The 24,555-nt window shown below is 70.0% G+C and carries 15 protein-coding genes and 1 pseudogene; 3 read left to right on the top strand and 13 right to left on the bottom strand.

All coding sequences use genetic code 11. From position 1 onward, the window contains the following. Positions 1–43 precede the first annotated feature (43 nt). The gene (locus QFZ26_RS08990; RefSeq protein WP_307041303.1) at positions 44–1,264 is read right to left on the bottom strand and encodes a LacI family DNA-binding transcriptional regulator; all 1,221 of its coding nucleotides are present in this window, start codon (positions 1,262–1,264) and stop codon (positions 44–46) included. Positions 1,265–1,302: 38 nt separating this feature from the next. Between QFZ26_RS08990 and QFZ26_RS08985 the strand changes: the two genes are divergently transcribed. Beyond that, positions 1,303–2,262 (top strand): N-acetylglucosamine kinase, encoded by a 960-nt coding sequence (locus QFZ26_RS08985; RefSeq protein ID WP_307041301.1) that lies wholly within the window; start codon positions 1,303–1,305, stop codon positions 2,260–2,262. A 24-nt stretch (positions 2,263–2,286) separates the two neighbouring features. On the opposite strand, the gene QFZ26_RS08980 is transcribed toward QFZ26_RS08985, so the two are convergent. Next, on the bottom strand, positions 2,287–3,327 hold the full coding sequence (locus QFZ26_RS08980; RefSeq protein WP_307041298.1) for a LacI family DNA-binding transcriptional regulator: 1,041 nt from the start codon (positions 3,325–3,327) through the stop codon (positions 2,287–2,289). A 249-nt stretch (positions 3,328–3,576) separates the two neighbouring features. On the opposite strand from QFZ26_RS08980, the gene QFZ26_RS08975 reads away from it, so the two are divergent. After that, positions 3,577–9,576 (top strand): GH92 family glycosyl hydrolase, encoded by a 6,000-nt coding sequence (locus QFZ26_RS08975; RefSeq protein WP_307041296.1) that lies wholly within the window; start codon positions 3,577–3,579, stop codon positions 9,574–9,576. Between the two features lie 106 nt (positions 9,577–9,682). Here QFZ26_RS08975 and QFZ26_RS08970 read toward each other — a convergent pair whose 3' ends face one another. After that, positions 9,683–10,588 (bottom strand): serine hydrolase, encoded by a 906-nt coding sequence (locus tag QFZ26_RS08970; protein WP_373460704.1) that lies wholly within the window; start codon positions 10,586–10,588, stop codon positions 9,683–9,685. Positions 10,589–10,686: 98 nt separating this feature from the next. Beyond that, positions 10,687–12,651 (bottom strand): M13 family metallopeptidase, encoded by a 1,965-nt coding sequence (locus QFZ26_RS08965; RefSeq protein WP_307041292.1) that lies wholly within the window; start codon positions 12,649–12,651, stop codon positions 10,687–10,689. 107 nt (positions 12,652–12,758) lie between these two features. Here QFZ26_RS08965 and QFZ26_RS08960 point away from each other — a divergent pair, with 107 nt between their 5' ends. Next, on the top strand, positions 12,759–14,099 hold the full coding sequence (locus QFZ26_RS08960; protein ID WP_307041290.1) for an MATE family efflux transporter: 1,341 nt from the start codon (positions 12,759–12,761) through the stop codon (positions 14,097–14,099). Between the two features lie 22 nt (positions 14,100–14,121). On the opposite strand, the pseudogene QFZ26_RS08955 reads toward QFZ26_RS08960, so the two are convergent. The 9 genes and pseudogenes from QFZ26_RS08955 to QFZ26_RS08915 all read right to left on the bottom strand — a co-directional run bounded on the left by QFZ26_RS08955 (position 14,122) and on the right by QFZ26_RS08915 (position 24,535). Next, a pseudogene (locus QFZ26_RS08955) lies at positions 14,122–15,343 on the bottom strand (amidohydrolase). Positions 15,344–15,417: 74 nt separating this feature from the next. Then, positions 15,418–16,485 carry a LacI family DNA-binding transcriptional regulator gene (locus QFZ26_RS08950; protein WP_307041289.1) on the bottom strand — a complete coding sequence of 356 codons (1,068 nt, stop codon included), beginning with the start codon at positions 16,483–16,485 and terminating at the stop codon, positions 15,418–15,420. A gap of 191 nt (positions 16,486–16,676) precedes the next feature. Beyond that, positions 16,677–17,864 carry a glycine C-acetyltransferase gene (locus QFZ26_RS08945; RefSeq protein ID WP_307041287.1) on the bottom strand — a complete coding sequence of 396 codons (1,188 nt, stop codon included), beginning with the start codon at positions 17,862–17,864 and terminating at the stop codon, positions 16,677–16,679. After that, complete coding sequence (gene tdh, locus QFZ26_RS08940; protein ID WP_307041285.1) at positions 17,864–18,907, bottom strand: L-threonine 3-dehydrogenase; 1,044 nt, start codon at positions 18,905–18,907, stop codon at positions 17,864–17,866. Before tdh ends, QFZ26_RS08945 begins: the two co-directional genes overlap by 1 nt. A gap of 179 nt (positions 18,908–19,086) precedes the next feature. Further along, positions 19,087–20,337, bottom strand: a complete 1,251-nt coding sequence (locus tag QFZ26_RS08935; RefSeq protein ID WP_307041283.1) for a Gfo/Idh/MocA family protein — start codon at positions 20,335–20,337, stop codon at positions 19,087–19,089. Between the two features lie 22 nt (positions 20,338–20,359). Beyond that, entirely contained in the window at positions 20,360–21,439 is a 1,080-nt protein-coding gene (locus tag QFZ26_RS08930) for a LacI family DNA-binding transcriptional regulator (protein ID WP_307041281.1), read from the bottom strand. A gap of 4 nt (positions 21,440–21,443) precedes the next feature. Then, a complete protein-coding gene (locus QFZ26_RS08925; RefSeq protein ID WP_307041280.1) occupies positions 21,444–22,283 on the bottom strand; it encodes a carbohydrate ABC transporter permease in 840 nt (279 codons plus the stop codon). Then, positions 22,276–23,259, bottom strand: coding sequence for a carbohydrate ABC transporter permease (locus tag QFZ26_RS08920; protein WP_307041278.1), 984 nt, complete (start codon positions 23,257–23,259; stop codon positions 22,276–22,278). The genes QFZ26_RS08925 and QFZ26_RS08920 overlap by 8 nt, the downstream gene beginning before the upstream one ends. Before the next feature lie 4 nt (positions 23,260–23,263). After that, positions 23,264–24,535, bottom strand: coding sequence for an ABC transporter substrate-binding protein (locus QFZ26_RS08915; protein WP_307041275.1), 1,272 nt, complete (start codon positions 24,533–24,535; stop codon positions 23,264–23,266). Positions 24,536–24,555: the final 20 nt, after the last annotated feature.

Genomic DNA, 24,555 nt, shown 5'->3' with positions numbered 1-24,555 from the left:
CGCAGCAGGCGCGCTCAGCGCCTCAACGGCGCAGCGTGTCTGCTCAGCGGGAAGGCGGGATCTCGCCCGAGCCTCGTGCCACGATGCGCGTCGCGATCTCGATGGTCCGGGTGGGCCCGGACGGGGATTCGATGCGTTCCAGGGCCAGTCGCCCCGCGGCCCTGCCCAGCTCGACGGGATCGTGGGCGACGACCGAGATGCCGAGCATGTCAGCGAGTTCGAAGTCGTCGAAGCCGATGAGGGCGACCTGATCATTCCGCTCGCGAAGCTCGCGCAGCGCTCCCATGGTCGCGCGGTTGTTTCCCGTGACGATCGCGGTCGGGGGGTCTGATGAGTCGAGGAGCGACCTGACCTGGGATTCCGGGGTGATCTGCGGATCGTTGTCGAGCCGTTCCCACGTTGTCGTCTCGAGGACTCCGACTTCTCGGAGCGCCTGCCGGTAGCCGGCCAGTCGCTCGGCGAGCGTGTACATCTCGGACGGGTTGCTGACGAACCCGACTTTGCGGTGGCCGAGCGCGGTCAGGGAACGGACCGCGTCGGCCATGCCCGCCCGGTTCGCGAGGACCACGCTGTCGGCCACGAGATCGGTCGCCGGCCGGTCGACCGCGATGACCGGCGTCCCGAGCTGGCGTTCGCCCTCGAGGTAGGACTGGTCGCCGGCGATCGGGATCAGCAGGAGCGCCCGCACGAGCTGGCCGAGCAGGGCATTGACGACGACCGGCTCGCTTTCGGGCGAATCGCCGGTGCTGGCGAGCAGCATCGTGAAGCCCCGTTTCGCCAGTTCCTGCTCGATACCGGCTGCCACGTGGAAGTAGAACGGGTTGCGGATGTCGCCGATGACGAACGCGACCGTATCAGTCTTGCCGCCCTGGCGCAGACTCCGGGCAAGGGTGTTGGGGCGGAAACGCAGCCGCTTCGCCGCGTCGAGGATGCGCTCTCGGGTCTCGGGCAGCACTCTCGGTGAATTGCTGTACACACGTGAGACTGTCTTGGCGCTGACCCCGGCAAGACGCGCGACATCCTCCAAGGTGGCCCGAGACTGGATTTTCATCGGTCGCCCCCGTGACATGTCATCGTTGAACCTCGGTGCGTGAAACGCGATGTCGCCGCGAACACCGAGCCCCCGAATTCTCCGGATCGACGCGACTTCGCGCTCATCCTCGCTCCATTCCCTCAAGAGTACATCGTTGACATGCCGGATTGACTGGCGCGTACCGGCCCGCGTAACATGACCCCCGCTTCCCCGATGGAAACCGGTGTCCAACGTGCGACACCTCAAACGTAGCGAGTGCGAGGAGGAATATGGTCGCCCAAGCACGGCTGTCCGCGCGTGCGGACGCCGACGGCCCACAGCTCCTCGCGATCGATGCAGGGCAGTCGGGCATCAAGGTGCGACATCAGGGTGCAGGTGCCCGCCGCGAATGGACGAGCCCCGCGATCCGCACCGACCTTCCGCTCCTTCCACAGCTCATCGGGGTCATCGACGAGGCCGCCTCGCGCGGCGCCCATGCCGAAGCCGTCGGCATCGGCGTCTCCGGGTTGACCCGACACGAGTTCGATGCCGAACCCCTGTTCAGGGCGGCAGCGCCTGCCCTCGGAGCGACCTCGGTCACGCTCGCCCACGACTCGGTCACCGCGTACCTCGGCGCTCTCGGAGCTGATCGCGGCGTCGCGATCGCGTCGGGAACGGGAGCTGTGGCGTTCGCCGTCGGGGCCAGGCGCGTCGCCCGGATCGACGGTTGGGGCAACGTGATCGGTGATGCCGGAAGTGCGTTCTGGCTCGGGCGCGAGGCACTCGACGCCGTGATGCGCGCCCACGACGGTCGTGGTCCTGCGACCGCGCTCACCGAAGTCGTCGCAGAGGAGTTTCCCGACGTCGAGACCGCCTACATCGAACTCCAGGTGGACCCCGCCCGGGTCGAGCGGATCGCGCGATTCGCGCCCGGCGTGTCCGCACTCGCGGACGTCGACGGCGTCGCCCGGAGGATCATCTCCCGAGCGGCACAGGAGCTCGCCCTGTCGGCCTACACCGGGCTGCGTCGGGTGGAGGAGGACCGTGTGCCTCGCCCGCGCGTTCGAGTGGCGGGTGGCGTCTTCCGGTCGGAGCTCCTGCTGGCCGAGTTCGCGGGCGCACTCCGCATGCTGGTACCCGATGCGGAGATCGAGACCGCCGACGCCGACCCCTTGGCGGGTGCAGCGCTCCTTCCGGGCGTCGACGAGTCGAGCTCGATCGCCACGCTGATCTCCCGGGCGCGCAGCTGAAACGTCCGCTGAAGACCGGGAGCTTCAGCCGAGCCTGTACGGCCCGGGCAGCTCGCCGGATCCGCGCTGGATGAGGGCGGTGGCGAGTCGAACGTGCTGTCGTGGACTCTCGGTGTCGCCCTCGATGCGCCGGAGCAGCAGCTCCGCAGCGGTGCGACCCATCGCGGCCGGGTCCTGTGCGACGACGGTCGCACCGGGGGTGAGAAGGTCGGCGAACTCGAAGTCGTCGAATCCCACGAAGGCCGTGGGCGAGGCATCCCTGGCACGGAGGGTACGCAGCACCTGCACGCTCCAACGGTTGTTGCCGGTCATCACCGCCGTCGGCGGATCGTCGGCCTCGAGGATGCGCCCGACGTCGTCTGCCGCCGCATCGCGATTCGGGTTCGACATGACGATGAGCTCTGGAGCAGGCCGAATCCCCGCGGCGACGAAGGCGTCGAGGTATCCGTCGCGTCGCTCGCCCGCCGTGAACACGCGCTCGTCGTCTCCGAAGTAGGCGATGCGCCGATGCCCGTGCGCGATGAGGTGGGCGGTGCCGTGCTTCGCACCGCCCCGGTTGTCGACGAGGACGGTGTCGGCCTCGAGGTCGTCGGCGGGCCGGTCGACGAAGACCATGGTGCATCCGGCGTCCATCTCGGCTCGGAGCAGGTTCGCGTCGGTACCACCGGCCGGCACGATGATGAGTCCGTCGACTCCGCGCGAGGTGAATGATTCGATGAGCCGCCGGAATCGGTCGGGATCCTCTGCGGACGACGCCGCGAGCAGGGTGTAGCCGCGGGCGAATGCGACGTCTTCCACGGCCCGGCTGAGGACTGAGTAGAAGGGGTCGCCGATGTCCTCCAGGACGAGCCCGATCGTCGCCGTCGTGCCCTGTCGAAGCTGCCGGGCGAACTCGTTGCGCCGGAACCCGAGCGACTCGATGGCGGAGTGCACGAGCTCGAGGGTTTCCGCGCTCACGTAGTCGACGCCGTTCACGACCCGGGACACGGTCTTCGCACTCACGCCGGCCGCCCGCGCGACATCGTTCATGGTGGGGCGGGTCCGGCTGGCCGGGCGGGGCGTCATGGCTGACACCTTAGCGTCCGAGCCGATGTGTTCGGGCCGCCTGTCATCGTTGACCGAAATGTCCAGCGCTCGAAAGCCCGACCCCGGCCACGCCCACCGAAAGCGTGCAGCGAACTCGCGCATTTTGCGGTCATCCTACTAAGTCAACGTTGACATACGAACGGTTCGACGGCTAGCGTCTGGTTCGGTATCGGTCGTTCACCGATGCAGAGCCGAGTCGCTCTCGCCGTTCACAGTCGAAAGGCCCGCATGTCCGCGTACCCGTCCTCCCGCCCGTCAGGCATGCAGAGCCCGATGCGCCGCTCGCTCGCCGCGCTCGCCGGCACCGCGCTCCTCCTCGGCCTGCTCCCACTCGGCGCCGCGTCCACCGCCTTCGCGGCGGAGGCATCCGACTTCTCGACCTCCTTCGAAAGCGACGAGACGCTGAAGCCCTACGCGGACCTCGTCGAGGAGCGCGATGGCGTCCCGCTGCAGCAGAACGTGGCCGGGCCGTCGGGCGGCAGCGTGCTCTCGTCGGTCACTGCGGTGAGCGCGAGCGGCGAGAACGGGGCGGGCGAAGCGGCGATCCGCGCCGCCGACGGGGACTCGGGCACCAAATGGCTGGTCTTCTCGTCGAGCGCCTGGCTCCGGTACGAGCTCTCGCAGACCGTCGCGATCGCCTCGTACTCGATCACCTCCGGAGACGATGCGCCCGAACGCGACCCGAAGAACTGGATCGTGCAGGGCTCGAACGACGGCACCACGTGGACGACGATCGACACGCGCACCAACCAGGATTGGACCGCCGCCGAGCGTCGGACCAAGAAGAGCTTCGAGGTGACCGGCGCCGCCCCGTATTCGAGGTACCGGCTCGAGATCCAGGCGAACCACTCGGGCGGCATCATCCAGCTCGCCGACTTCGACCTCCTCCAGGCGGTCGATCCCGAAGCCGGCGATGCCCCGATGACGTCGCTCGTGGGGTCCGGCCCCTCGCGCGGCTACAACATGAAGGCGCGGGTCGGGTTCACGGGCACGCACTCGCTTCGCTTCGGCGGCGAGCACTCGGCTGACGGCGAGGCGTTCGCGACGAACCGCCTCTTCGACGTCGAGATCCCGGTGGGCGCCGACACCCGACTGTCGTACCTGGTCTTCCCCGAGCTGACGGCGAACGACCTCCAGTACCCGTCGACCTACTCGGCCGTCGACCTGAAGTTCACCGACGGCAGCTTCCTCTCCGACCTCGCGCCTCGGGACGTGTACGACATCTCGGCGACCGCCGAAGGGCAGGGCACCGGCAAGATCCTGTACCCGAACCAGTGGAACCACGTCGAGATCGACCTGGGGCCGGTGGCCGCGGGAAAGACGATCGAGGGCATCCTCGTCGCGTACGACAACCCTGGCGGCACCGACGCGACGGCCTTCCAGGGCTGGCTCGACGACATCTCGGTGGTCGCCCAGCCCGAACGCATCGACGGCTCGAGCCTCACCAACTTCGTCGACACACGCCGCGGCACGAACTCGTCGAGCGCCTTCTCGCGCGGCTCGAACGAGGCGATCACCTCGGTGCCGAACGGCTTCAACTTCCTCGTGCCGGTGACGAACGCCCTCGCCACGTCGCGCGAGTACTCCTACCAGCAGGAGAACGACGAGCAGAACCGCACGCGCTTCGAGGGACTCGGCATCTCGCACCAGCCGAGCCCGTGGATGGGCGACCGCAACCAGTTCTCGGCCATGCCGGTCGCCGGCGCGGGCGCCCCGAGCGGCAATCCGCACACACGTGCCCTCACCTTCAGCCACGACAACGAGACCGCGCAACCCGACTACTACGGCGTGACGACCGACAGCGGCGTCCGCGCCGAGATGACTCCGACGAATCGCGGCATGATCATGCGCTTCACATTCCGTGACGCGGATGCCTCGGGCAGCGTCGTGCTCGACTCGCCCACCGGTGACGGCGACTTCACGATCGACGCCGCGACCGGCCGGGTGACCGGCTGGATCGACAAGGGGTCGGGCTTCGTGGCGGGGCAGAGCCGGATGTTCGTGTCCGGCCGCTTCGACGCCACTCCGGTCGCCACGGGCACCGCCGCGGGCGGACGGCCGCTCACCGAGTACGCCCGATTCGCGCTCGGCTCCGACAAGACCGTCACGCTGCGCCTCGCAACCTCGCTCATCAGCCTCGACCAGGCCGGGAAGAACTTCGACCAGGAGGTCGGCGATCGCTCGTTCGACTCGGTGCGAGCGGAGGCACGCGACCTCTGGAACGAGCGCCTCGGCGTCATGGAGGTCGACGGGGCGTCCGAGACCGAGCTGCGCACGCTCTACGGCAACCTCTACCGCCTGAACGTCTATCCGAACGCCCAGTTCGAGAACACGGGCACCCCGGAATCTCCCGACTACAAGTACGCGAGCCCGGTCTCGCCCGAGACCGGCACCGACACCCCGACGACCACCGCCGCGAAGATCGTCTCCGGCAAGATGTACGTCAACAACGGGTTCTGGGACACCTACCGCACGACGTGGCCCGCGTACTCGCTCCTCTACCCCGAGGTGGCAGCCGAACTCATCGACGGCTTCACGGAGCAGTACCGCGATGGCGGCTGGATCGCTCGCTGGTCCTCGCCCGGTTACGCGAACATCATGACGGGCACGAGCTCCGACGTGTCGTTCGCCGACGCGCACCTGCGCGGCGTCGAACTGCCCGACGCGCTCGAGACGTACGACGCCGCGGTGAAGAACGCGTCGACGCCGTCGAGCAACGCCAACGTCGGGCGCAAGAGCCTGAACACCTCGACCTTCCTCGGGTACACGCCCGCCTCGCAGGGTGAGAGCGTGTCGTGGGCCACCGAGGGATACATCAACGACTACGGCATCGGCAACATGGCGGCGGCGCTCGCCGACGACCCCGCGACGCCCGAGTCCCGTCGCGCCACGCTCCGGGAGGAGGCCGAGTACTACCTCGACCGGGCCACGAACTACGTCAACATGTTCGACCCGGCCATCGACTTCTTCCAGGCGCGGAATTCCGACGGCTCATTCGTGACGCCCGCCGATCAATACAACCCGAAGGCCTGGTGGGGGCCGTACACCGAGACGAACGGCTGGAACTTCGCCTTCCACGCCCCGCAGGACCCGCAGGGCCTCGCGAACCTCTACGGCGGCGATGAGGGGCTCGAGCAGAAGCTCGACGAGTTCTTCGCGACGCCCGAGACCTCCCTCGGCACGATCCACGAGGAGGTTGAGGCTCGTGACGGACGCTTCGGACAGTGGGGGGTCAGCAACCAGGTGAGCCACCACATCCCCTTCATGTACAACGCCGCGGGTGCGCCGGCCAAGGCGCAGCAGATCGTGCGCGAAGCGCTGCAGCGCTCCTTCGCCGGCTCCACCATCGGCCAGGGCTACGCGGGCGACGAGGACAACGGCGAGATGAGCGCCTGGTACATCCTGAGCGCGCTCGGCCTCTACCCGCTGCAGGTCGGCTCCACCGACCTCGTGATCGGGTCGCCGCTGTTCGACAAGGCGACGGTGCACCTCGCCGACGGTGCCGACCTCGTCATCAATGCACAGGGCAACAGCTCGGAGAACGTCTACGTGCAGTCGCTCGCGGTCGACGGCGAGCCGTGGACGAGCACCTCGATCGACTCGAACGTGCTCACCGACGGCACGACGCTCGACTTCGTGATGGGCGCCGAGCCCTCGGCCTGGGGCACGGGAGCGGATGACGCGCCGCCGTCGCTCACGACCGGCGACGAGGTCGCCAAGCCGCTCGTCGACACGACGGACCCCGTGATCGCCGCAGTCAGCAGCTCGGGCGGTGAGAACCTCGCCCCGCTCGTCGACAACACGTCGTCGTCCATCGTGACGTTCGCCACGGCAACGCCGCAGCTCACGTTCACCTATGCCGGCGCGAAGCAGCGGCCGACGTTCTACACCCTGACCGCGGGAGCCGCGCCCGGCGACCCGTCCGCCTGGACGCTCGAGGGCAGTGACGACGGCGTGACGTGGACCACGGTCGATTCGCGCTCGGAGGTCGTCTTCGCCAACCGCGGGCAGACCACTCCGTTCAAGGTCGCGAATCCGGGGTCGTACCGGCAGTTCCGGCTCACGATCACCGGTGGGGCGCCCACGATCTCGCTCAGCGAGGTGGAGCTGCTGACCGACGGCGCCGGCTCGGAGGCATCCGAGCTGACGTTCAGCCCGGCCGCAGGCCTGGTGGCAGAGTCGGGAGTCGAGCGCCGCTTCACGCTCGGCATCCTCTCGGGAGGGTCGTCCGACGGCTACACGACGTCGGTCGAGTGGGGCGACGGCAGCGAACCCAGTGCCGCGAACATCGGTGACCCCAAGGTCGGCAACTTCCCGGTCTCCGCGACGCACACGTTCGCGGAGGCGGGTGTCTACCGCGGCGCGGTGAGCGTCACCGACGGCGATGCGTCCTCGACGGTGCCGGTGGTCTTCACGGTCGCGCACATCGAGCCCCTGAGCCTTCGGGCAGCCTTCGACAGCGTCTGCATCGGAGACGACGGGGTCGGGGCGAACTGCGACGCGAAGGGGATCTCGTACCCGCGTGCCGGCTTGAAGGCAGGCGGGCTCGAGGCCGGCGTCGAGCACGGCGTGCCGGGAACCGACCTGCGCTTCACCGTGCCGGTGATTCCCGCGGGACAGCCCGACAACGCCACGGGTCGAGGCCAGACGATCAACCTCGATCTCGGCGCCGGTGCCACGAAGCTCTCGTTCATCGGTGCCGCGACCGAGCGGAACCAGGACACGAGCGTCACCGTGAACTTCACCGACGGCACGAGCGCGACGAGCCCGCTGCGGTTCTCCGACTGGACCAAGGGCGGCAACGCGAACGCCACGGCGCCGTACGGCAACATCGAGGTGGTGAAGTCGAGCTACCGGCTCGTCGGCGCGTCGCCGAGCAACACGGCGTCGTTCTTCTTCTCGACCGTGCCCTACACGATCCCCGAGGGCAAGGTCGTCGAGAGCATCACGATGCCCGTGCAGCCGGGTGATCCCGGCGTCGAGGGCCGAGTGCACGTGTTCGCGATCGCGAGCAACGGCGCCACCCCGCCGAGCCTCGAGTTCACCGCGACGGCCGGTGCGGACGTGCAGGGGCTCGTGGGCGACGAGCTCGCGGTCGACCTCGCCTCGATCGTGCCGACGGATGCCACCGCGCCCGCCCCGATCGTGCGAGTGCAGTGGGGCGACACCTCGGTGACGGAGGACGCGACGCTCGCCGAGGGTGATGCGGGCGAGGTGCTCGCATCGGGGAGCCACGTCTACGCAGCCCCCGGAACGTACACGGTCTCCGTGACGGTGGCGACCGGCGCCCGCACGGAACAGCTCGAACTCACGGCGACGATCGAGGAGCCGGAGCCCATCTACGAGACGAGCCTGTCGGCGACTCCCGAAGACGGCGTCCTCGCGGGCGGCGACATCGAGGTCGCGGGAGAGGGCTTCGCGCCGGGTGAGTCCGTCAGCCTCGTGCTGCAGACGCCGACCGAGGTCGAGCGCACGGTCGACGCCGACGGCGAGGGGCGGGTGTCGTCGACGCTCACGGTGCCGGCCGGCACCGAGCCCGGCATGTACGCGGTCGTGGCCACCGGAGCGAAGTCGGCGATGCCGGCGACCGACACGGTGCAGGTGCTGCCGCCGGTGGTCGACCCGGTGTACACGCCGGTGCTGCACTCGAACGCGACGACCGGTCGCCCCGGCGACCTCGTGTCGCTCACGGGCGAGGGCTTCGCACCCGACGAGGAGGTCCGGATCGAGGTCGGTTCCGACCCGATCGGCACGGTCACGGTCGACCGTCTCGGAGCGCTGCAGTTCGAGTTCGAGATCCCCGACGGCCTCCCGGTCGGCGACCACCGCATCGTGGCGACGGGCGCGACGTCGAAGGTGCCCGCCGAGGTCGACCTCGAGGTGCTGCCGCCCGAGGAACTGCAACCGCGCTGCGAGGTGAGCTACGTGATCAACGGGAAGTCGAAGAAGGCGTTCTCGGCCGACCTCACGATCACGAACACGGGTGACGCGTGGTACACGGCGTGGGAGCTCGGGTTCGAGTTCCCGGGCTCCCAGACGGTGCACCACGGGGCCGACGCGTGGTGGCAGCAGGAGGGCACGACGGTCACCGCGAACAACCTCCCGTGGAACGGCACCATCGCACCGGGCGAGTCGGTCGGGCTCTCGTTCAACGGCAGGGTGAACGGGGGCGGGAACCCGGAGCCCGACGCCTTCACGGTGAACGGTGCTGACTGCACGGTGAAGTAGCGAGACGTTCACGGCCCCGGGCGGATTTACGTCCGGGGCCGTGGCGCGCGCTCGCTCGCTGGGCACGGCGCCGAGGTGACGGATGCCGCGAGCCGCGGCATCCGTCTCAGTGCACGTACTCCAGCAGGTCGAGCCCGACCTGGCGCATGCCGTCGAGCACTGCGAGGCGCGACGACAGCATCGTGTCGGCGTAGTACATCGACACCGCGTAGGACACGCTCGCGCGAGGGCCGCGGAGCACGCCGACCTCGCTGCGAACACCGCCGTCGGTGCCGGTCTTGTTCATGAGCAGCACGCTGTGGTCGGGCATGCGGTGCGCGAGCGGGTCGAGCCCGAACGCGCTCGCGACCATGGAGAGGTCGGCGTTGAGCGAGAGCCAGCCCACGACGCGCTGCGAGACCTCGGGGCTCACGACCTCGCCGCGGGCGAGCGAGGCGAACAGCCACGTCAGCTCTTTCGCGGAGCCGATCGAGAGCTGCGGCGCGTCGTCGGGGCCGCGGTGGTCGCGCACGAGGTCGAGCAGCGCGGTGCGCGTGAGGCCGAGCGCCTCGGTGCGGGCGCGCACCGCTTCGAGGCCGACGTAGCGGATGAGCACGTTGGTGGCGAGGTTGTCGCTCGTGGCGCCGATGAGGGCCGCGAGGTCGGCGAGCGGCAGCGACGGCGACTGCATGTGCTGCCAGATGCCGGAGTCGCCGACCGAGTCGCGCGGGGCGCGGTCGAGCACGGTGAACGCCTCGGCGCTCGAGCCGACGAGGCGCGAGGCCACCTCGACGAGCAGCAGGACCTTGCCGATCGACGCCGTGGGCATCACCACGTGGTCGTCGACCGAGAAGAGCACCTTGCCCGTGGCGAGATCGGTCGCCCTGGCCGAGACCTGCACCCCGGCGAGCGCGAGGTCGCCGAGCGCGTTGAAGCCCCTCGCGAAGTTCTCGGGCGGCTCTTCGGTGCGGTGCTTGCCGCGCCGGAAACTGGCATGCCGCGCTCGTCGCTCGGAACCCTGCGACGACGTCACCACGGTGCTTGCACGCTCTTCCTCTGGCGGTCGGCGCTCCCCCACCGCGGTCTGCGGCGCGCTCGAGATGTGTGGACTGGACGGTTGCGAGAAGTCGACTACCAGATCGTCACCCGCTCGGCGGGATCGAGCCAGAGGGCGTCATCGGCGGTCACTCCGAAGCCAGTGTAGAACTCGTCGATGTTCCGCACGATCTGGTTGCAGCGGAACTCGTTCGGCGAGTGCGGATCGATCGCGAGCAGGCGCACGACCTCCTCGTCGCGACCCTTCATCTGCCACGCCTGCGCCCACGAGAGGAAGAAGCGCTGCGCGCCCGTGAGCCCATCGATGACGGGCGGCTCGGCGCCGTCGAGCGACAGCACGTAGGCCCGCCACGCGATGGCGAGTCCGCCGAGGTCGCCGATGTTCTCACCGATCGTGAGGGCGCCGTTCACATGGTGGTCGTCGCCGTCGAGCTGCGCCGGCTTCAACGCGTCGTACTGGTCGATGAGCGCCTTGGTGCGCTCCTCGAACGCGGCTCGGTCGGCCTCGGTCCACCAGTCGGTGAGGCGTCCGTCGCCGTCGTACTTCGAACCCTGGTCGTCGAACCCGTGGCCGATCTCGTGCCCGATGACGGCGCCGATCGCGCCGTAGTTCGCTGCGGCGTCCCGATCGGCGGTGAAGAAGGGGTACTGCAGGATCGCCGCGGGGAACACGATCTCGTTGAAGCCGGGGTTGTAGTACGCGTTGATCGTCTGCGGGGTCATGAACCATTCGTCGCGGTCGATCGGCTTGCCGATCTTGCCGAGCTCGCGGTTGAACTCGAACTCCGCGGTCGCGCGCACGTTGGCGACGAGCTCGTCTCCGATCTCGAGGGCGGAGTAGTCGCGCCACTTCACGGGGAAGCCGATCTTCGGCGTGAACTTCGCGAGCTTGTCGAGGGCCTTCGCGCGCGTCGCGTCGCCCATCCAGTCGAGTGCGGTGATCGACTGCCGGTACGCCTCGACGAGGTTCGCGACGAGGTCGTCCATCGCGGCCTTCGCGGTGGGCGGGAAGTGCCGCTCGACGTAGATGTGGCCCACCGCCTCGCCCATGGCGCCCTCGACGAGCGAGACGCCGCGCTTCCACCGCTCCCGCAGCTGCGGGGTGCCGGTGAGCGTGCGGCCGTAGAAGTCGAAGTTCGCCTCGACGAAGTCGTCGGAGAGGTAGGCGGCGCTCGAGCGGATGACCTGCCAGGCGAGCCAGTCCTTCCAGGCGGGCAGGCGCTCCTCGGTGAGGAGGGCGCCGAGCCCCTCGATGAAGCTCGGCTCGCGAAGCACGAGCTCGTCGAATGCACCCGCGGGCACGCCCATGGCGTCGCGCCACACCTGCAGGTCGACGGATGCCGCGGCGGCGGCATCCGCCCACTCGAACAGGTTGTACGTCTTCTCGCTGTCGCGCGTCTGGACATTGTTCCAGTGCGCCTTGGCGATGTCGGTCTCGAGGTCGAAGACGCGCACGGCGCGGTCGGCCGGGTCGTCGAGCTGGGCGAGGGTGAACATGCGCTCGAGATGTGCGTTGTAGGCGGTGCGCACGCTCGCGAAGCGCTCTTCGCGGAAGTAGCTCTCGTCGGGCAGGCCGATGCCGCCCTGCTCGACGAAGACGAGGTAGCGCTCGGGGTCGCCCGGGTCGTTGTCGACGTAGAGCTGCGCGAAGCCCGAGACGCCCTGACGCTCGAGGCGCCCCAGGGTCTCGAGCAGGGTGTCGATCGAGGCGATGAGCGAGACCTCGACGAGCTGGCCCGCGATGGGCGTCGCGCCGAGCAGGTTCGCGTGCTGCTCGTTCATGAAGCTCGCGTAGAGGTCGCCGACCTTGCGGGCCTCGGTGCCGGGCTCGGCGGTCTGCGCCTCTTCGATGATCTCGCGCACGGCCTGCTCGGCCTCTTCGTGCAGCACGAGGAAGGAGCCGTAGCGCGCCTTGTCGGACGGGATGTCGGTGCGCTCGATCCACTTGCCGTTGACGTGGCGGAAGAGGTCGTCTTGCGGCCTGATGCCCGCATCGAGCTCGTCCTGCGCGATTCCGGAGGGCAGTGTGACGTCGGTCATTCCCCCAGCCTAAGCGGCGGGGAGCGAGACCACATCGTGCTCGCCGGCTCCGGTGAGCGGATGCCCCGTGCACCGTGTCGGCAGCGCGGCATAGGCTCGACGGGTTCATGAGCGCTGACATCACGACCCCACGATCCGTCGACCGCGACATCCTGCGCCTCGCCGTGCCTGCGCTCGGCGCGCTCATCGCCGAACCGCTGTTCCTGCTCGCCGACACGGCGATGGTCGGGCACCTTGGAGCCACGCCGCTCGCCGGCCTCGGGCTCGCGAGCGCGGTGCTGCAGACGATCATCGGGCTCATGGTGTTCCTCGCCTACGCGACCACGCCCGCGGTGGCGCGGCGCGTCGGCCTCGGCGACGAACGCGGGGCCGTGGCGTCGGGCATCGACGGCCTCTGGCTCGCGCTCGGGCTCGGCACCGTGCTCGCGGTGGCCGGGTGGTGGGCCGCGCCCATGCTGGTGGGCGCGTTCGGGGCGAGCGCCGCAGTGACGGCCGAGGCATCCGTGTACCTGTCGATCTCGATGGCGGGGCTGCCGGCCATGCTCGTCGTGTTCGCGGCGACCGGCCTCCTGCGCGGCCTGCAGGACACGCGTACCCCGCTCTGGGTCGCGGGCATCGGCTTCGCCGTGAACATCGCGCTGAACTACGTGTTCATCTATGTCGCCGGCTGGGGCATCGCGGGCTCGGCCGTCGGCACCGTGATCGCGCAGTGGGGCATGGTCCTCGTGTACCTCGTGGTGATCGCGCGGCATGCTGCGCGGGTCGGCGCGAGCCCGTGGCCGCACCACGCCGGCGTGCTGCGCGGGGCGACGTCGGGCGGCTGGCTGTTCCTGCGCACCGTGAGTCTGCGACTCGCCCTGCTGCTCGCGACGTGGGCGGCGACCTCGCTCGGCTCCGATGAGCTCGCCGCGTTCCAGGTCGCGATGACCATCTACTTCACGATCGGGTTCGCCCTCGACGCCCTCGCGATCGCCGCCCAGGCGCTCGTCGGGCGCGGCCTCGGCGCGGGCGATCTCGCCGCCGTGCGAGCGGTTCTGCGGCGGTGCCTGCAGTGGGGCGTCGGCAGCGGCGCGGTCGTGGGCGCAGTGCTCATCGCCTCGGCGTGGGTGCTGCCCGGGCTCTTCACGAGCTCGGCCGAGGTGGCGGCGCTGCTGCCGCCGACACTCGTCGTGCTCGGCCTCTCGGCTCCGCTCGGCGGACTCGTGTTCGTGCTCGACGGCGTGCTCATCGGCGCCGGCGACGCGCGCTACCTCGCCTGGACCGGACTCGTGAACCTCGCAGCGTTCGTGCCGCTCGCGCTCGGCGTGGTCGCGGTCGCCCCCGCCGGCGCCGCCGGGCCCGCATGGCTGATGGCGGCGTTCGCCATCGGGTACCTCGCGGCGCGGGCGGTCACCCTTGCACTGCGGGCCCGCGGTTCGGCGTGGATGGTCGTGGGCGCCGGGCGCTGAGTCGCCACGCCCAGCATCCGCGTCAGGGCGCCGCGAGCCATTCCCGGGCCGCCGCCACCAGTGCGGCCACGCCGGCGCCGAGCGTCGGCTCGATGAGCGGCGCGAAGTGCGGAGAGTGATTCGACGGCACGTCCTCGGGCATGCGACCCGTCGCCAGCCCGTCGCCGAAGAGCGACGGATCGCTGCCGCCGAGGAACCAGTAGACGAGCGGCACGCCGGCCGCCGTCGCCAGCACGCCCACGTCTTCGCTGCCCGAGACGGGCCCGGGGTCGATGACCCGGTCGTCGCCGATCGCACGGCGAAGGGCGGCGGCGGTGCGCTCCGTGGCAGCCTCGTCGTTCACGGTGAGCGGGAAGCGCTCGTCGGAGATGACGTCGGGCTCGCGAGGCGCACCGGATGCCGCCGCCTCCGCTGTGACGACCCGCTCGATCGAGGCGAGCACCTTCGCGCGCACCTGCTCGTCGAAGCTCCGCACACTGAGGCCGAGCATCGCCTCGGATGGGATGATGTTGTGCTTCGTGCCGGCGTGGATCTGCCCGACCGTGACCACTGCGGCATCCGTCGCTGCCACCTCCCGCGCGACGATGGCCCTGAAGCCGCACCGTCGTGGAGGCGGCGAGGTACACCGGGTCGACCGTCGTCTCGGGGCGGGACCCGTGGCCGCCGGTGCCGTGCAGGCGCACGGTGAGCGAGTCGGCGGCCGCCATCGCCACGCCGGCATGAACCCCCGCGATGCCGGCGGGGAACGGTGCGACATGCTGGCCCAGCACGATGTCGGGCGTGGGCACGCGGTCGAACAGTCCGTCGTCGACCATCGCCTGGGCGCCGCCGCCCCACTCCTCGGCCGGCTGGAACAGCACCACGAGCGTGCCCGCCCACGAATCGCGGTCGGCGGCGAGCCGTTCGCTCGCGCCCAGGAGGCATGTCACGTGCACGTCGTGCCCGCACGCGTGCATGACCGGCACGTCGTTGCCGTCGGGATCGGTTCCGCGGGCGGTGCTGGCATATGCCAGGCCGGTCGCCTCGAGCACCGGGAGCCCGTCCATGTCGGCGCGGAGCAGCACGGTGGGGCCCTCGCCGTTCTCGAGCACGCCGACGACGCCGGTGCCCCCGATGCCGGTCGTCACGGCGAAGCCGAGGCCCCGGAGCGCCTCGGTGACGATTCCGGCGGTGCGATGCTCCTGGAACGACAGCTCGGGATTGGCGTGCAGGTCGCGGTAGACCGCGTGCAGGTCGAGGCTCATGCCGCCAGCCTAGGACGGGGCATCCGCTCGCCCGCGGCATGCGCTCGCCGTGGCATCCGGTCGCCCGCCTCGGCTCACCGCTCGGGCGGCGGCGCCGTCGTGTCGCCCACGTGCAGGGTGCTCGTGAAGCACCGCGACTCGGGCGGCTCGCCCGAGAGCATCCGCACGATCGCCTCGCCCGCGGCGCGGCCCTTCGCGACCGACGGCTGCACGAGGGTCGTGAGGTCGTGCTGCAGTCCGTCGACGCGGATGCCGTCGAACCCGAGCACGCTGAGCTCGCCGGGCACGCGGATGCCCAGCTCTTCAGCCGCCTGGATGACGCCGGCGGCGAGGAGGTCGCTCTGCGCGATGATCGCCGTGGGCCGGGTCGCGGGGTCGGCGAGCAGCGCACGCGCCGCCTCGAGGCCCTCTTCGATAGAGCTCGCGCCGGCGACGCGTCCGGTCGCGTTCGGGAAGACCTCACGGGCTCCGGCGAGTCGCTGGCTCGCGGTGTCGGCGGTGCTCGCGTCGAGGAGCTCGGACGTGATCGGCCCGCGCGTGCGCTCGGCGTCGAAGGGCAGCGTGACGATCGCGACCTCGGTGTGGCCGAGCTGACGCAGGTAGTCGGCGCCCCGCCGGGTCGCCTGCAGGTTGTCGATCGAGATCTCGGGGATGTCCTCGCCGGTGACGCCCTCGATGGCGACCGCCGGGATGCCGCGACGGCGGAGCGCCTCGATCGAGACGCCGAGGCGCGGGCTGCAGCCGATGAGCACGACCGCGTCGACGGGCGCGCTCTCGATGCCGACGGCGTTGCCGCCCTCTTCGCCCGTATCGGTGAGCAGCAGCAGTCCGGCGCCGAGCGGCGCGATGCCCTCGGTGATGCCGTCGAGCATCTGGATCTTCACGGGGTCGAGGAACGCCGCGCGGATGCGCTCCTCGAGCACCACGCCGACGATGCCCGACCGGCCGCGGCGAAGCGACCTGGCACGAGGGTCGGGGCCCGCGTAGCCGAGCTCGACGGCGGCGGCGCGCACGCGCTCTCGCGTGGCATCCGAAACCGGTCCGGAACCGCTGAAGGCGAGCGACGCCGTCGACGCGGAGACGCCGGCTTTCGCGGCGACATCCGCGAGCGTGGGTCGCGAGGCGAGATCGGGCTGCTGCATGGGCTCCTCGATCGGCGGGTCGTCGGCGGTGCGCCGACACGCCGATTCTAAGCCGAATCGATTCGAGGCGGACAGTAACGTGCACAACGCGAGCACCACGGCAGGATGAGCCGCGCGCTGACCACGATCTCCGGCCGTATCGCCGCTCATCCTGCGCAACCACGAGGCGAGCGAATGCCCCGGCGCCGCGCTCAGCCCCCTGCGCGCACCTCATCGCGGGCCGCAGCGAACGCCGCCACGCAGCGACGGATCTCCTCCTCGGAGTGCGCCGCCGACAACTGCACGCGGATGCGCGCGGCGCCGCGCGGCACCACCGGGAAGCTGAACGCCGTGACGAACATCCCGCGCTCCTGGAGCGCGGCGGCGATGCGCCCGGTGAGGGCGGCGTCGCCGAACATCACGGGCACGATCGGGTGCTCGCCGGGCAGCAGCTCGAAGCCGGCATCCGTCATGAGCGATCGGAACAGCGCCGCGTTCGACTTCAGCGTCTCGCGCAGCTCGCCCGACGATGCGAGCAGCTCGAGCGCCTGCAGTGTGCCGGCGACGATCGCCGGCGCGAGCGTGTTCGAGAAGAGGTACGGGCGTGCGCGCTGGCGCAGCAGGTCGACGATCTCCTGGCGGGCGGCGACGTAGCCGCCGGATGCCCCGCCGAGCGCCTTGCCGAAGGTGCCGGTCGTGATGTCGACCCGGCCCTCGACGCCGCAGTACTCGGGCGTGCCGCGCCCATGAGCTCCGACGAACCCGACCGCGTGCGAGTCGTCGACGAACACGAGCGCGTCGTACCGATCGGCGAGGTCGCAGATCTCCTGCAGCGGCGCGATGTAGCCGTCCATCGAGAAGACGCCGTCGGTCACGATCACGCGGCGACGGGCATCGGATGCCGCGACGAGCTGCGCCTCGAGGTCGGCCATGTCGCGGTTCTTGTAGCGGTAGCGGCTCGCCTTCGACAGGCGGATGCCGTCGATGATCGACGCGTGGTTGAGCTCATCGGAGATGATCGCGTCATCCGGCCCGAAGAGCACCTCGAAGACGCCGCCGTTCGCGTCGAAGCACGAGGAGAAGAGGATCGTGTCGTCGTAGCCGAGGAACGACGACACCCGGCGCTCGAGCTCGAGGTGCAGCTCTTGCGTGCCGCAGATGAACCGCACGCTCGCGAGCCCGTAGCCCCACTCGTCGAGGCCGCGGTGCGCCGCCTCGACGATGCGTGGGTCGTTCGCGAGCCCGAGGTAGTTGTTGGCGCAGAAGTTCAGCACCTCGCGCCCCGCGACCTCGATCTCGGAGGACTGCGGGCCGTGGATGCCGCGCTCGCGCTTGGTGAGCCCGGCCGACTCGATCTCGTCGAGTTCGGTGCGGAGTTGTTCGCGAATCGTTCCGTACATCAGAGTTCCGTCCAATCGAGGATGACCTTGCCGACGCCGCCCGAGGCGGCCGCGTCGAACGCCGTGCGCCACTCGCGTGCCGGGTAGCGATCGGAGATGATCGACGCCACCCGTGAGCGCAGCTCGGCGCTCGTCTGCAGCATGGCGCTCATCGAGTTCCACGTCTCGAACATCTCGCGCCCGTAGATGCCCTTCATGGTCAGCATGTGGGTGACGACCTTGCCCCAGTCGACGGCGAACGGCTCGGCCGGCAGGCCGAGGAGCGCCATCCGGCCGCCGTGGTTCATGTTCTCGATCATCTGGGGCAGCGCGCTCGGCGCTCCGCTCATCTCGAACCCGACGTCGAAGCCCTCGCGCATGCCGAGGCGGCGCTGCACGTCGTGCAGGTTCTCGGTGCGCACGTCGACCGCGGCATCCGCCCCCATCTCGAGCGCGAGCGCAAGGCGTGCGGGCGAGACATCCGTCGCCACCACGAACCGCGCGCCGACGTGGCGCGCCACCGCGATCGACATCAGGCCGATGGGGCCGCAGCCCGTGACGAGTACGTCCTCGCCGACGACCGAGAACGCGAGCGCGGTGTGCACCGCATTGCCGAAGGGGTCGAAGATCGCGCCGACCTCTGGCTCGATGTCGGCGTGGTGCACCCAGACGTTCTCGCCGGGCATCACGATGAACTCGGCGAACGCGCCGTCGCGGTGCAGGCCCACGCCCTTCGTGCGGATGCACATCTGGCGGCGCCCCGCCCGGCAGTTGCGGCACATGCCGCACACGATGTGGCCCTCGCCCGAGACCCGGTCGCCGATCGCGACGTCGTGCACGAGCGGCCCGACCTCGACGACCTCGCCGTAGAACTCGTGGCCCGGGATGAGCGGCGCGGCGATCGTCGACGCGGCCCAGTCGTCCCACTTCTCGATGTGCAGGTCGGTGCCGCAGATGCCCGTGCGCAGCACCCGGATCTTCACGTCGCCCGGGCCGATGACCGGCTCAGGCCGGTCGACGTACTCCAGGCCGGCGCCGGGGGCAGGTTTGTAGAGGGCCTTCATCGATAACCTCATTGTTCTCTGGTACTCGAGCCGGGGGTGTGCGGCTCTGGGTCGGGGCTGCCGGGTCGTGTCCGGATGCCTCGAGCGCCAGTCAGTTCATGGTAGCCACGGATGCCGCGGCATCCGTCACCGTGAGGCCTCGCCCCCCGGTCCACGCGTCGAGAGTGCGGGTCGTGTCGCTATTCCGCGGCCATCCCGACGCGAAGCGCACTCTCGGCGTCGGTTGGGGCGAGGAGTGGTGAGGTCGATGAGACGGATGCCGCGTCCTGCCCTGCCTCGAAGTACGCGACGAGCCCGTCGTCGAGCTGCGGCACGGCGAGCGTGCCGCCGCCGCCGCGCAGGGACTCGGTCGCCCGGATGCCGGTGGCCACTGCCTCTCGCGCGGCGACGGGCGACGTGTCGGTCGTGCCCCCGTCGCGCACGAAGCGCAGGAACTCGGCGACGAGCAGCGCGTCGGCGCCGTCGTGCCCGGCCTCCTCGTCGGTCTCGGGCACCATGAATGTCTCGTCGGCGGGCGCGGCGCCGTGGTGCCGCCGGTTCCACAGCCGCACCTCGGAGCCCGCGACGTCGCCGAAGTTCTCGATGCGCCCCTCGGTGCCGATGACGGTGTAGTTGCGCCAGTAATCGGGCGTGAAGTGGCACTGCTGGTAGCTCGCGAGCACGCCGTTGCCGAGCCGCAGGTTCACCATCGAGATGTCCTCGACGTCGACGATCGGGTTGAGGCCGGTCTGCGCGGTGGGCGGCCAGTTGTCGAGGCTGAACCAGTCGCGCATGCGCTCGTGGGAGCGGTCGCGCCGGTCGTCGATGTCGCCGTAGACGCTCAGGGAGCCCATCGCCTGCACCTCGGTGCTGTACGCGCCCGCGAGCCAGTGGATCACGTCGAGGTCGTGGGCGCCCTTCTGCAGGAGCAGCCCGGTGGTCTTCGCGCGTTCGGCGTGCCAGTCCTTGAAGTAGTAGTCGCCGCCGTTGCCGACGAAGTGCCGGCACCACACTGCCTTCACCTCACCGATGCGTCCCTCGAGGATGAGCCGGCGCATGAGCACGACCATGGGCATGTGCCGCATGTTGTGGCCGACGTAGAGGCGTGTGCCGGTGCGGCGCGCTGTCTCGAGGATGGCATCGGCGTCGTCGATGGTCACCGCGAGCGGCTTCTCGCAGAAGACCGGCACACCGGCGTCGAGTGCGGCGATCGCGACTGGCGCGTGCTGGTGGTCGGGCGTCAGCACCATGACCGCGTCGATGCCGGCCGCGAGCAGCTCGTCGAGGGAGCCGGTGACGGATGCCTCGGGCAGCGCCGCTCGCGCCTCGGCCCGCGATCGCTCCGAGACGTCGCACACCGCGACGACGCGGGAGCCCCGCCCGGGCCGGTGCGTCTCCTTCCAGAGCGAGGAGCGCGCGCCGAAGCCGACGATGCCGATGTTGAGGTCCAAGGGGTGATTCTCCTTCAGGGGGTTACGGAAGCTCGGGCGCGCGAGCGGCGCGCGCCGGCGAGTCGAGGTCGGTCGAACCGCCGGGGAACAGCGACCACGCGAAGTCGTGGAGCCGTGGCTCGTCGGCCTCGGGTTCGAGGGCGCGGCCGACGATGATCTCGGCCTGGCGCTCGTAGAAGTCGGTCGGGCCGACCGTCGTGAGCGTCGGTGCCACGGCTTGTGCGTCTGGCGTGTTGCCGACGCCGATGACGGCGACGTCGTGCGGCACGCGGAGCCCGAGCATGTGCGCCGCGTTGATCGCGGCGATGGCGGCGAAGTCGGTGGTCGCATAGACCGCGGTCGGCCGGTGCTCCTGCGACAGCAGCTCGACCGCCGCGGTGAAGGCGCTCGCCTGCGTCTCGGCGTAGGTCGCGGTGTGCGCCGGGTCGATGGGCAACCCGCGCTCGCGCATGCGCTCGAGGTACGGCGTGTACCGCGAGGGCTCGGGCGAGCGCACGGCGCCCTCGGCCACGAGGCATCCGACCGCCGTATGCCGTTCGAGCAGGTGATCCATCGCGAGGTAGCAGCCGGGGAGCGCGTCGGAGCGGATGACGTCGTAGCCGTCGGGCTCGAGCGTCTCCGAGAAGACGACGAGGCGCTGGCCACGACGGGCGAGCTCTCGGAGCTTCCGCCTCGCGTCATCCGTCGTGCCGACCCCATCGAGGTAGGCGACGTCGCTTTCGACCCGGTCGAGCGCGGCATACCAGTCGCCGTCGGCGAGGATCAGCGTCGTGAGGCCGTGCCGGTTCGCCTCCTCGTTCACGGCCGCGGCGACGGCGAGCGACCAGGGGTCGCTCAGCATGTGCAACGAGAGCTGCACGGTGTCGCTGCGCCCCGTGCGCATGGTGCGGGCGGCGCGGTTCGGCCGGTAGTTCAGCTGCTCGGCCGCCTCGAGCACCCGCTTGGCGGTGGGCTCGGCGACCCCCGAGTCGCCGCCGTTCCGACCCGAGAACACGTACGACACCGTCGCCGTCGAGACTCCGGCGAGCTCGGCGACCATCCGCAGCGTCGGCCGGCGGCGGCGCGCGGCCGCCCGCTCATCAGGTTCCTGCACGTGCGTCATCGCGTCATCCCTTCGTTCCCGAGAACGCGATGCCCTGGATGAACTGCTTCTGCAGGATCATGAACGTGATCAGCATCGGCAGCGTCGCGAGCAGGGCGCCGGCCATGAGCACAGGGTAATCAGTGCCGTGCAGGCCCACGAGCTGCGACAAGCCGACCGAGAGCGGCATCTTCTCGGGGTCGGTCGTCACGACCAGCGGCCAGAGCAGGTCGTTCCACGACCACAGCACCGTGAACACGACGAGCGCGATGATGCCGGGCCTCGCGAGCGGGACCATGATGCGCCAGAACGTCTGCCACGGGTTCGCGCCGTCGATGCGGGCGGCCTCCTCGAGCTCCGACGGCATCGACATGAAGAACTGCCGCATGAGGAACGTGCCGAAGGCGCTGAAGATGCCGGGCACGATGAGCGCCTGCAAGGTGTTCAGCCAGCCGAGCGACTGGATGATCTCGTACTGCGGCAGCAGGTACAGCTGCGAGGGCACCATGAGCACCGAGAGGAACACCACGAACACGACGTTCCGGCCCCTGAACGGGATGCGCGCGAAGGCGTAGCCCGCCATCGTGCAGAGCACGACCTGGCCGACCGTGCGGCCGATCGTGAGCACCACCGAGTTCAGGAACATCTGCCCGAACGGCATCGAGTCGAACACCTCGGCGAAGTTCGTGAACACCCAGGGATCGGGGATGATCACGGGCGGCACCTCCACGGAGTCCTGGAAGGTCTTGAACGCGGTGAGCGTCTGCCAGACGAACGGGAACACCATGATCACGGCGCCCGCGGCGAGCAGCAGGTGCACGAGCCAGTGCCCGCGGTGGCGGCGTCGCACGCTCAGGTCACTCATAGTGCACCCACTTCTTCTGCAGCCGGAACTGCACGACGGTCAGCACGAGGATGATCAGCAGCAGCAGGAACGCGATCGCCGCTGCGTACCCCCGCTCGTTGTCGAGGAACCCCGCCTGGTAGAAGAGGTAGACGATCGTGCGGGTGTTCGGCATGGCGGGGTTGTTGCGTCCGAGCATCATGTACACGAGGTCGAAGACCTGCAGTGCGCCGATGACGCTGATCACGCTCACGAAGAAGATGCTGGGCGAGAGCAGCGGAATCGTCACCGAGAAGAACTTGCGCACCGGGCCGGCGCCGTCGAGGTCGGCGGCCTCCATGATCGTGTCGGGGATGCCCTGCAGGCCCGCGAGGAAGATCACGATGTTCGTGCCCAGTCCGGCCCAGATGCCGACCACCGCAATGGCGACGAGTGCGGTGCCCGGGTCGGTCAGCCAGCTCCTGCCCTGAATGCCGAACACGCCGAGCGTCTCATTGAGCACGCCGTAGTCGCCGTTGTAGATCATGCGCCAGACGAGCGCGATGGCCGCGGGCATCGTGACCACCGGGATGAAGTAGAGGGTGCGGTAGATGCCGCGGCCGCGAAGGTTCGCGGTGTTCAGGAGCGCGGCGATGCCGACGGCGAGCGGGATGCCGATGAGCACGATGACGGTGTACACCGCGGTGTTCCGGAGCGCGCCGATGAGCTCGGGGTCTTCGACGAGGGCGGCGTAGTTGTCGAAGCCCACGAACTCGGAGCCGCCGAACGGGCCCGACTTCGTGAACGAGAGGATCAGCGTGCGGACGGTCGGCCAGAGATAGAACGCGAGGAGGCCGGCGGCGGTGGGCCCGATGAAGAGGAGGGCCCACCACCCCGACTGCCCCGGGCCGCGACGGCGGCGTGGCGCAGGCCGGGGCGCGGGGGCGGCCGCGGCCGGCCGCCCCCCGTCGAGCTCGGCGATCGGCGCCGCGGTGCGCTGCGCGATCAGGTCGGTCATGCGGTTACTCCGACTCCGCGTCGAGTGCGGCCTGCATCTCGTCGGCGAGTTGCTGCAGGCCGTCCTCGGGCGTCAGCGTGCCGGCCCAGACCTGCGAGAGCACCTCGCTCTCGATCGCGGTCCACGCCGCGGTGTTCTTCGACACGGGGTACGGCACGGCGGTGGCGAGGGCATCGATGTAGACCTGCAGGTCGTACTGCGGGAGGGCGTCGACCCAGGCGTCCTGCGTGCCGTTGAAGGCGGGGATCACGGTGCCGGTCGCGGCCTGGATCCTCGCCGCGTCCTCGCCGCTCGCGAAGGCGGCGAACTGCTTCGCGACGTCGAGGTGCTCGCTCTTCGCGTTCGCGACGTTGCCGATGCCGTGGATCACGCTCTGGTTGCCCTCGGCGCCCGCGGGCAACGGCGCGACGTTCACCTTCTCGGCGATGTCGGGGTTGCCCGCGTAGGCGACGGCGGCCCATGACCCGTTCTGGAACATCGCCGACTTGCCCGAGAGGAAGAAGTCCTCGGGGTTCGTGTCCGTCATCTGCTGCGCGGTCGGCGAGGAGCCGGCGGCGATCAGGTCGGTCCAGAGCGTCACGCCCTCGAGGGCCTCGGGGCTGCCGTAGCCGCTCTCGGTGCCCTCGGCGTCGATGACCTCGCCGCCCGCCTGGGCGATGGAGTTGTAGAAGTTCTCCTGGCCGTACTGGCTCGCGGTGATGCCGTAGATGCCCGCGGCAGGGTCGGTGAGCGCGGCGGCGGCGGCGCTGAAGTCGTCCCAGGTCCAGTCGGCGTTCGGGTACTCGACGCCCGCCGCGTCGAAGAGCTCGGTGTTGTACCAGAGGGCCACCGTGTCGAAGTCCTTCGGTGCGCCGTAGAGGCTGCCGTCGAAGGTGTACAGGTCGATGAGGCCCTGCGGGTAGTCGGATGCCTCGATGCCCTCGTCGTCGAGGGGCGCGAGCACGCCGTTCGAGGCGTAGAGCTGGAAGTTCGGGCCGTTCATCCAGAAGACGTCGGGGGCTGCGCCGCCCGAGACCGACGTCTGCAGCTTCGTGAAGTACTCCTTGTACGGCGTGAGTTGGATGTCGACGGTGACGTTCGGGTGCGCCTCGGTGAACGCGGCGGCGATCTCCTCCATCGCGGGCTCCTGGTTCGCATCCCAGATGCCGTACGTGATGGTCACCTCATCGGATGCCCCGGCGTCGGCGCCCGAGGCGCAGGAGCTGAGTACGACCAAGGCCGCGGCCGACGCGGCGAGGGCCGCGACGGTGCGGCCGGTTCGGGTGCTGTGCAGCATGGTTCTCCTTCTGGCGGGAG

The sequence above is a fragment of the Agromyces ramosus genome (assembly GCF_030817175.1).
GTDB classification, from domain to species: Bacteria; Actinomycetota; Actinomycetes; order Actinomycetales; family Microbacteriaceae; genus Agromyces; species Agromyces ramosus_A.
The sequence above is the reverse complement of the archived record's forward strand: the minus strand, read 5'-3'. Positions and strand labels throughout refer to the sequence as shown.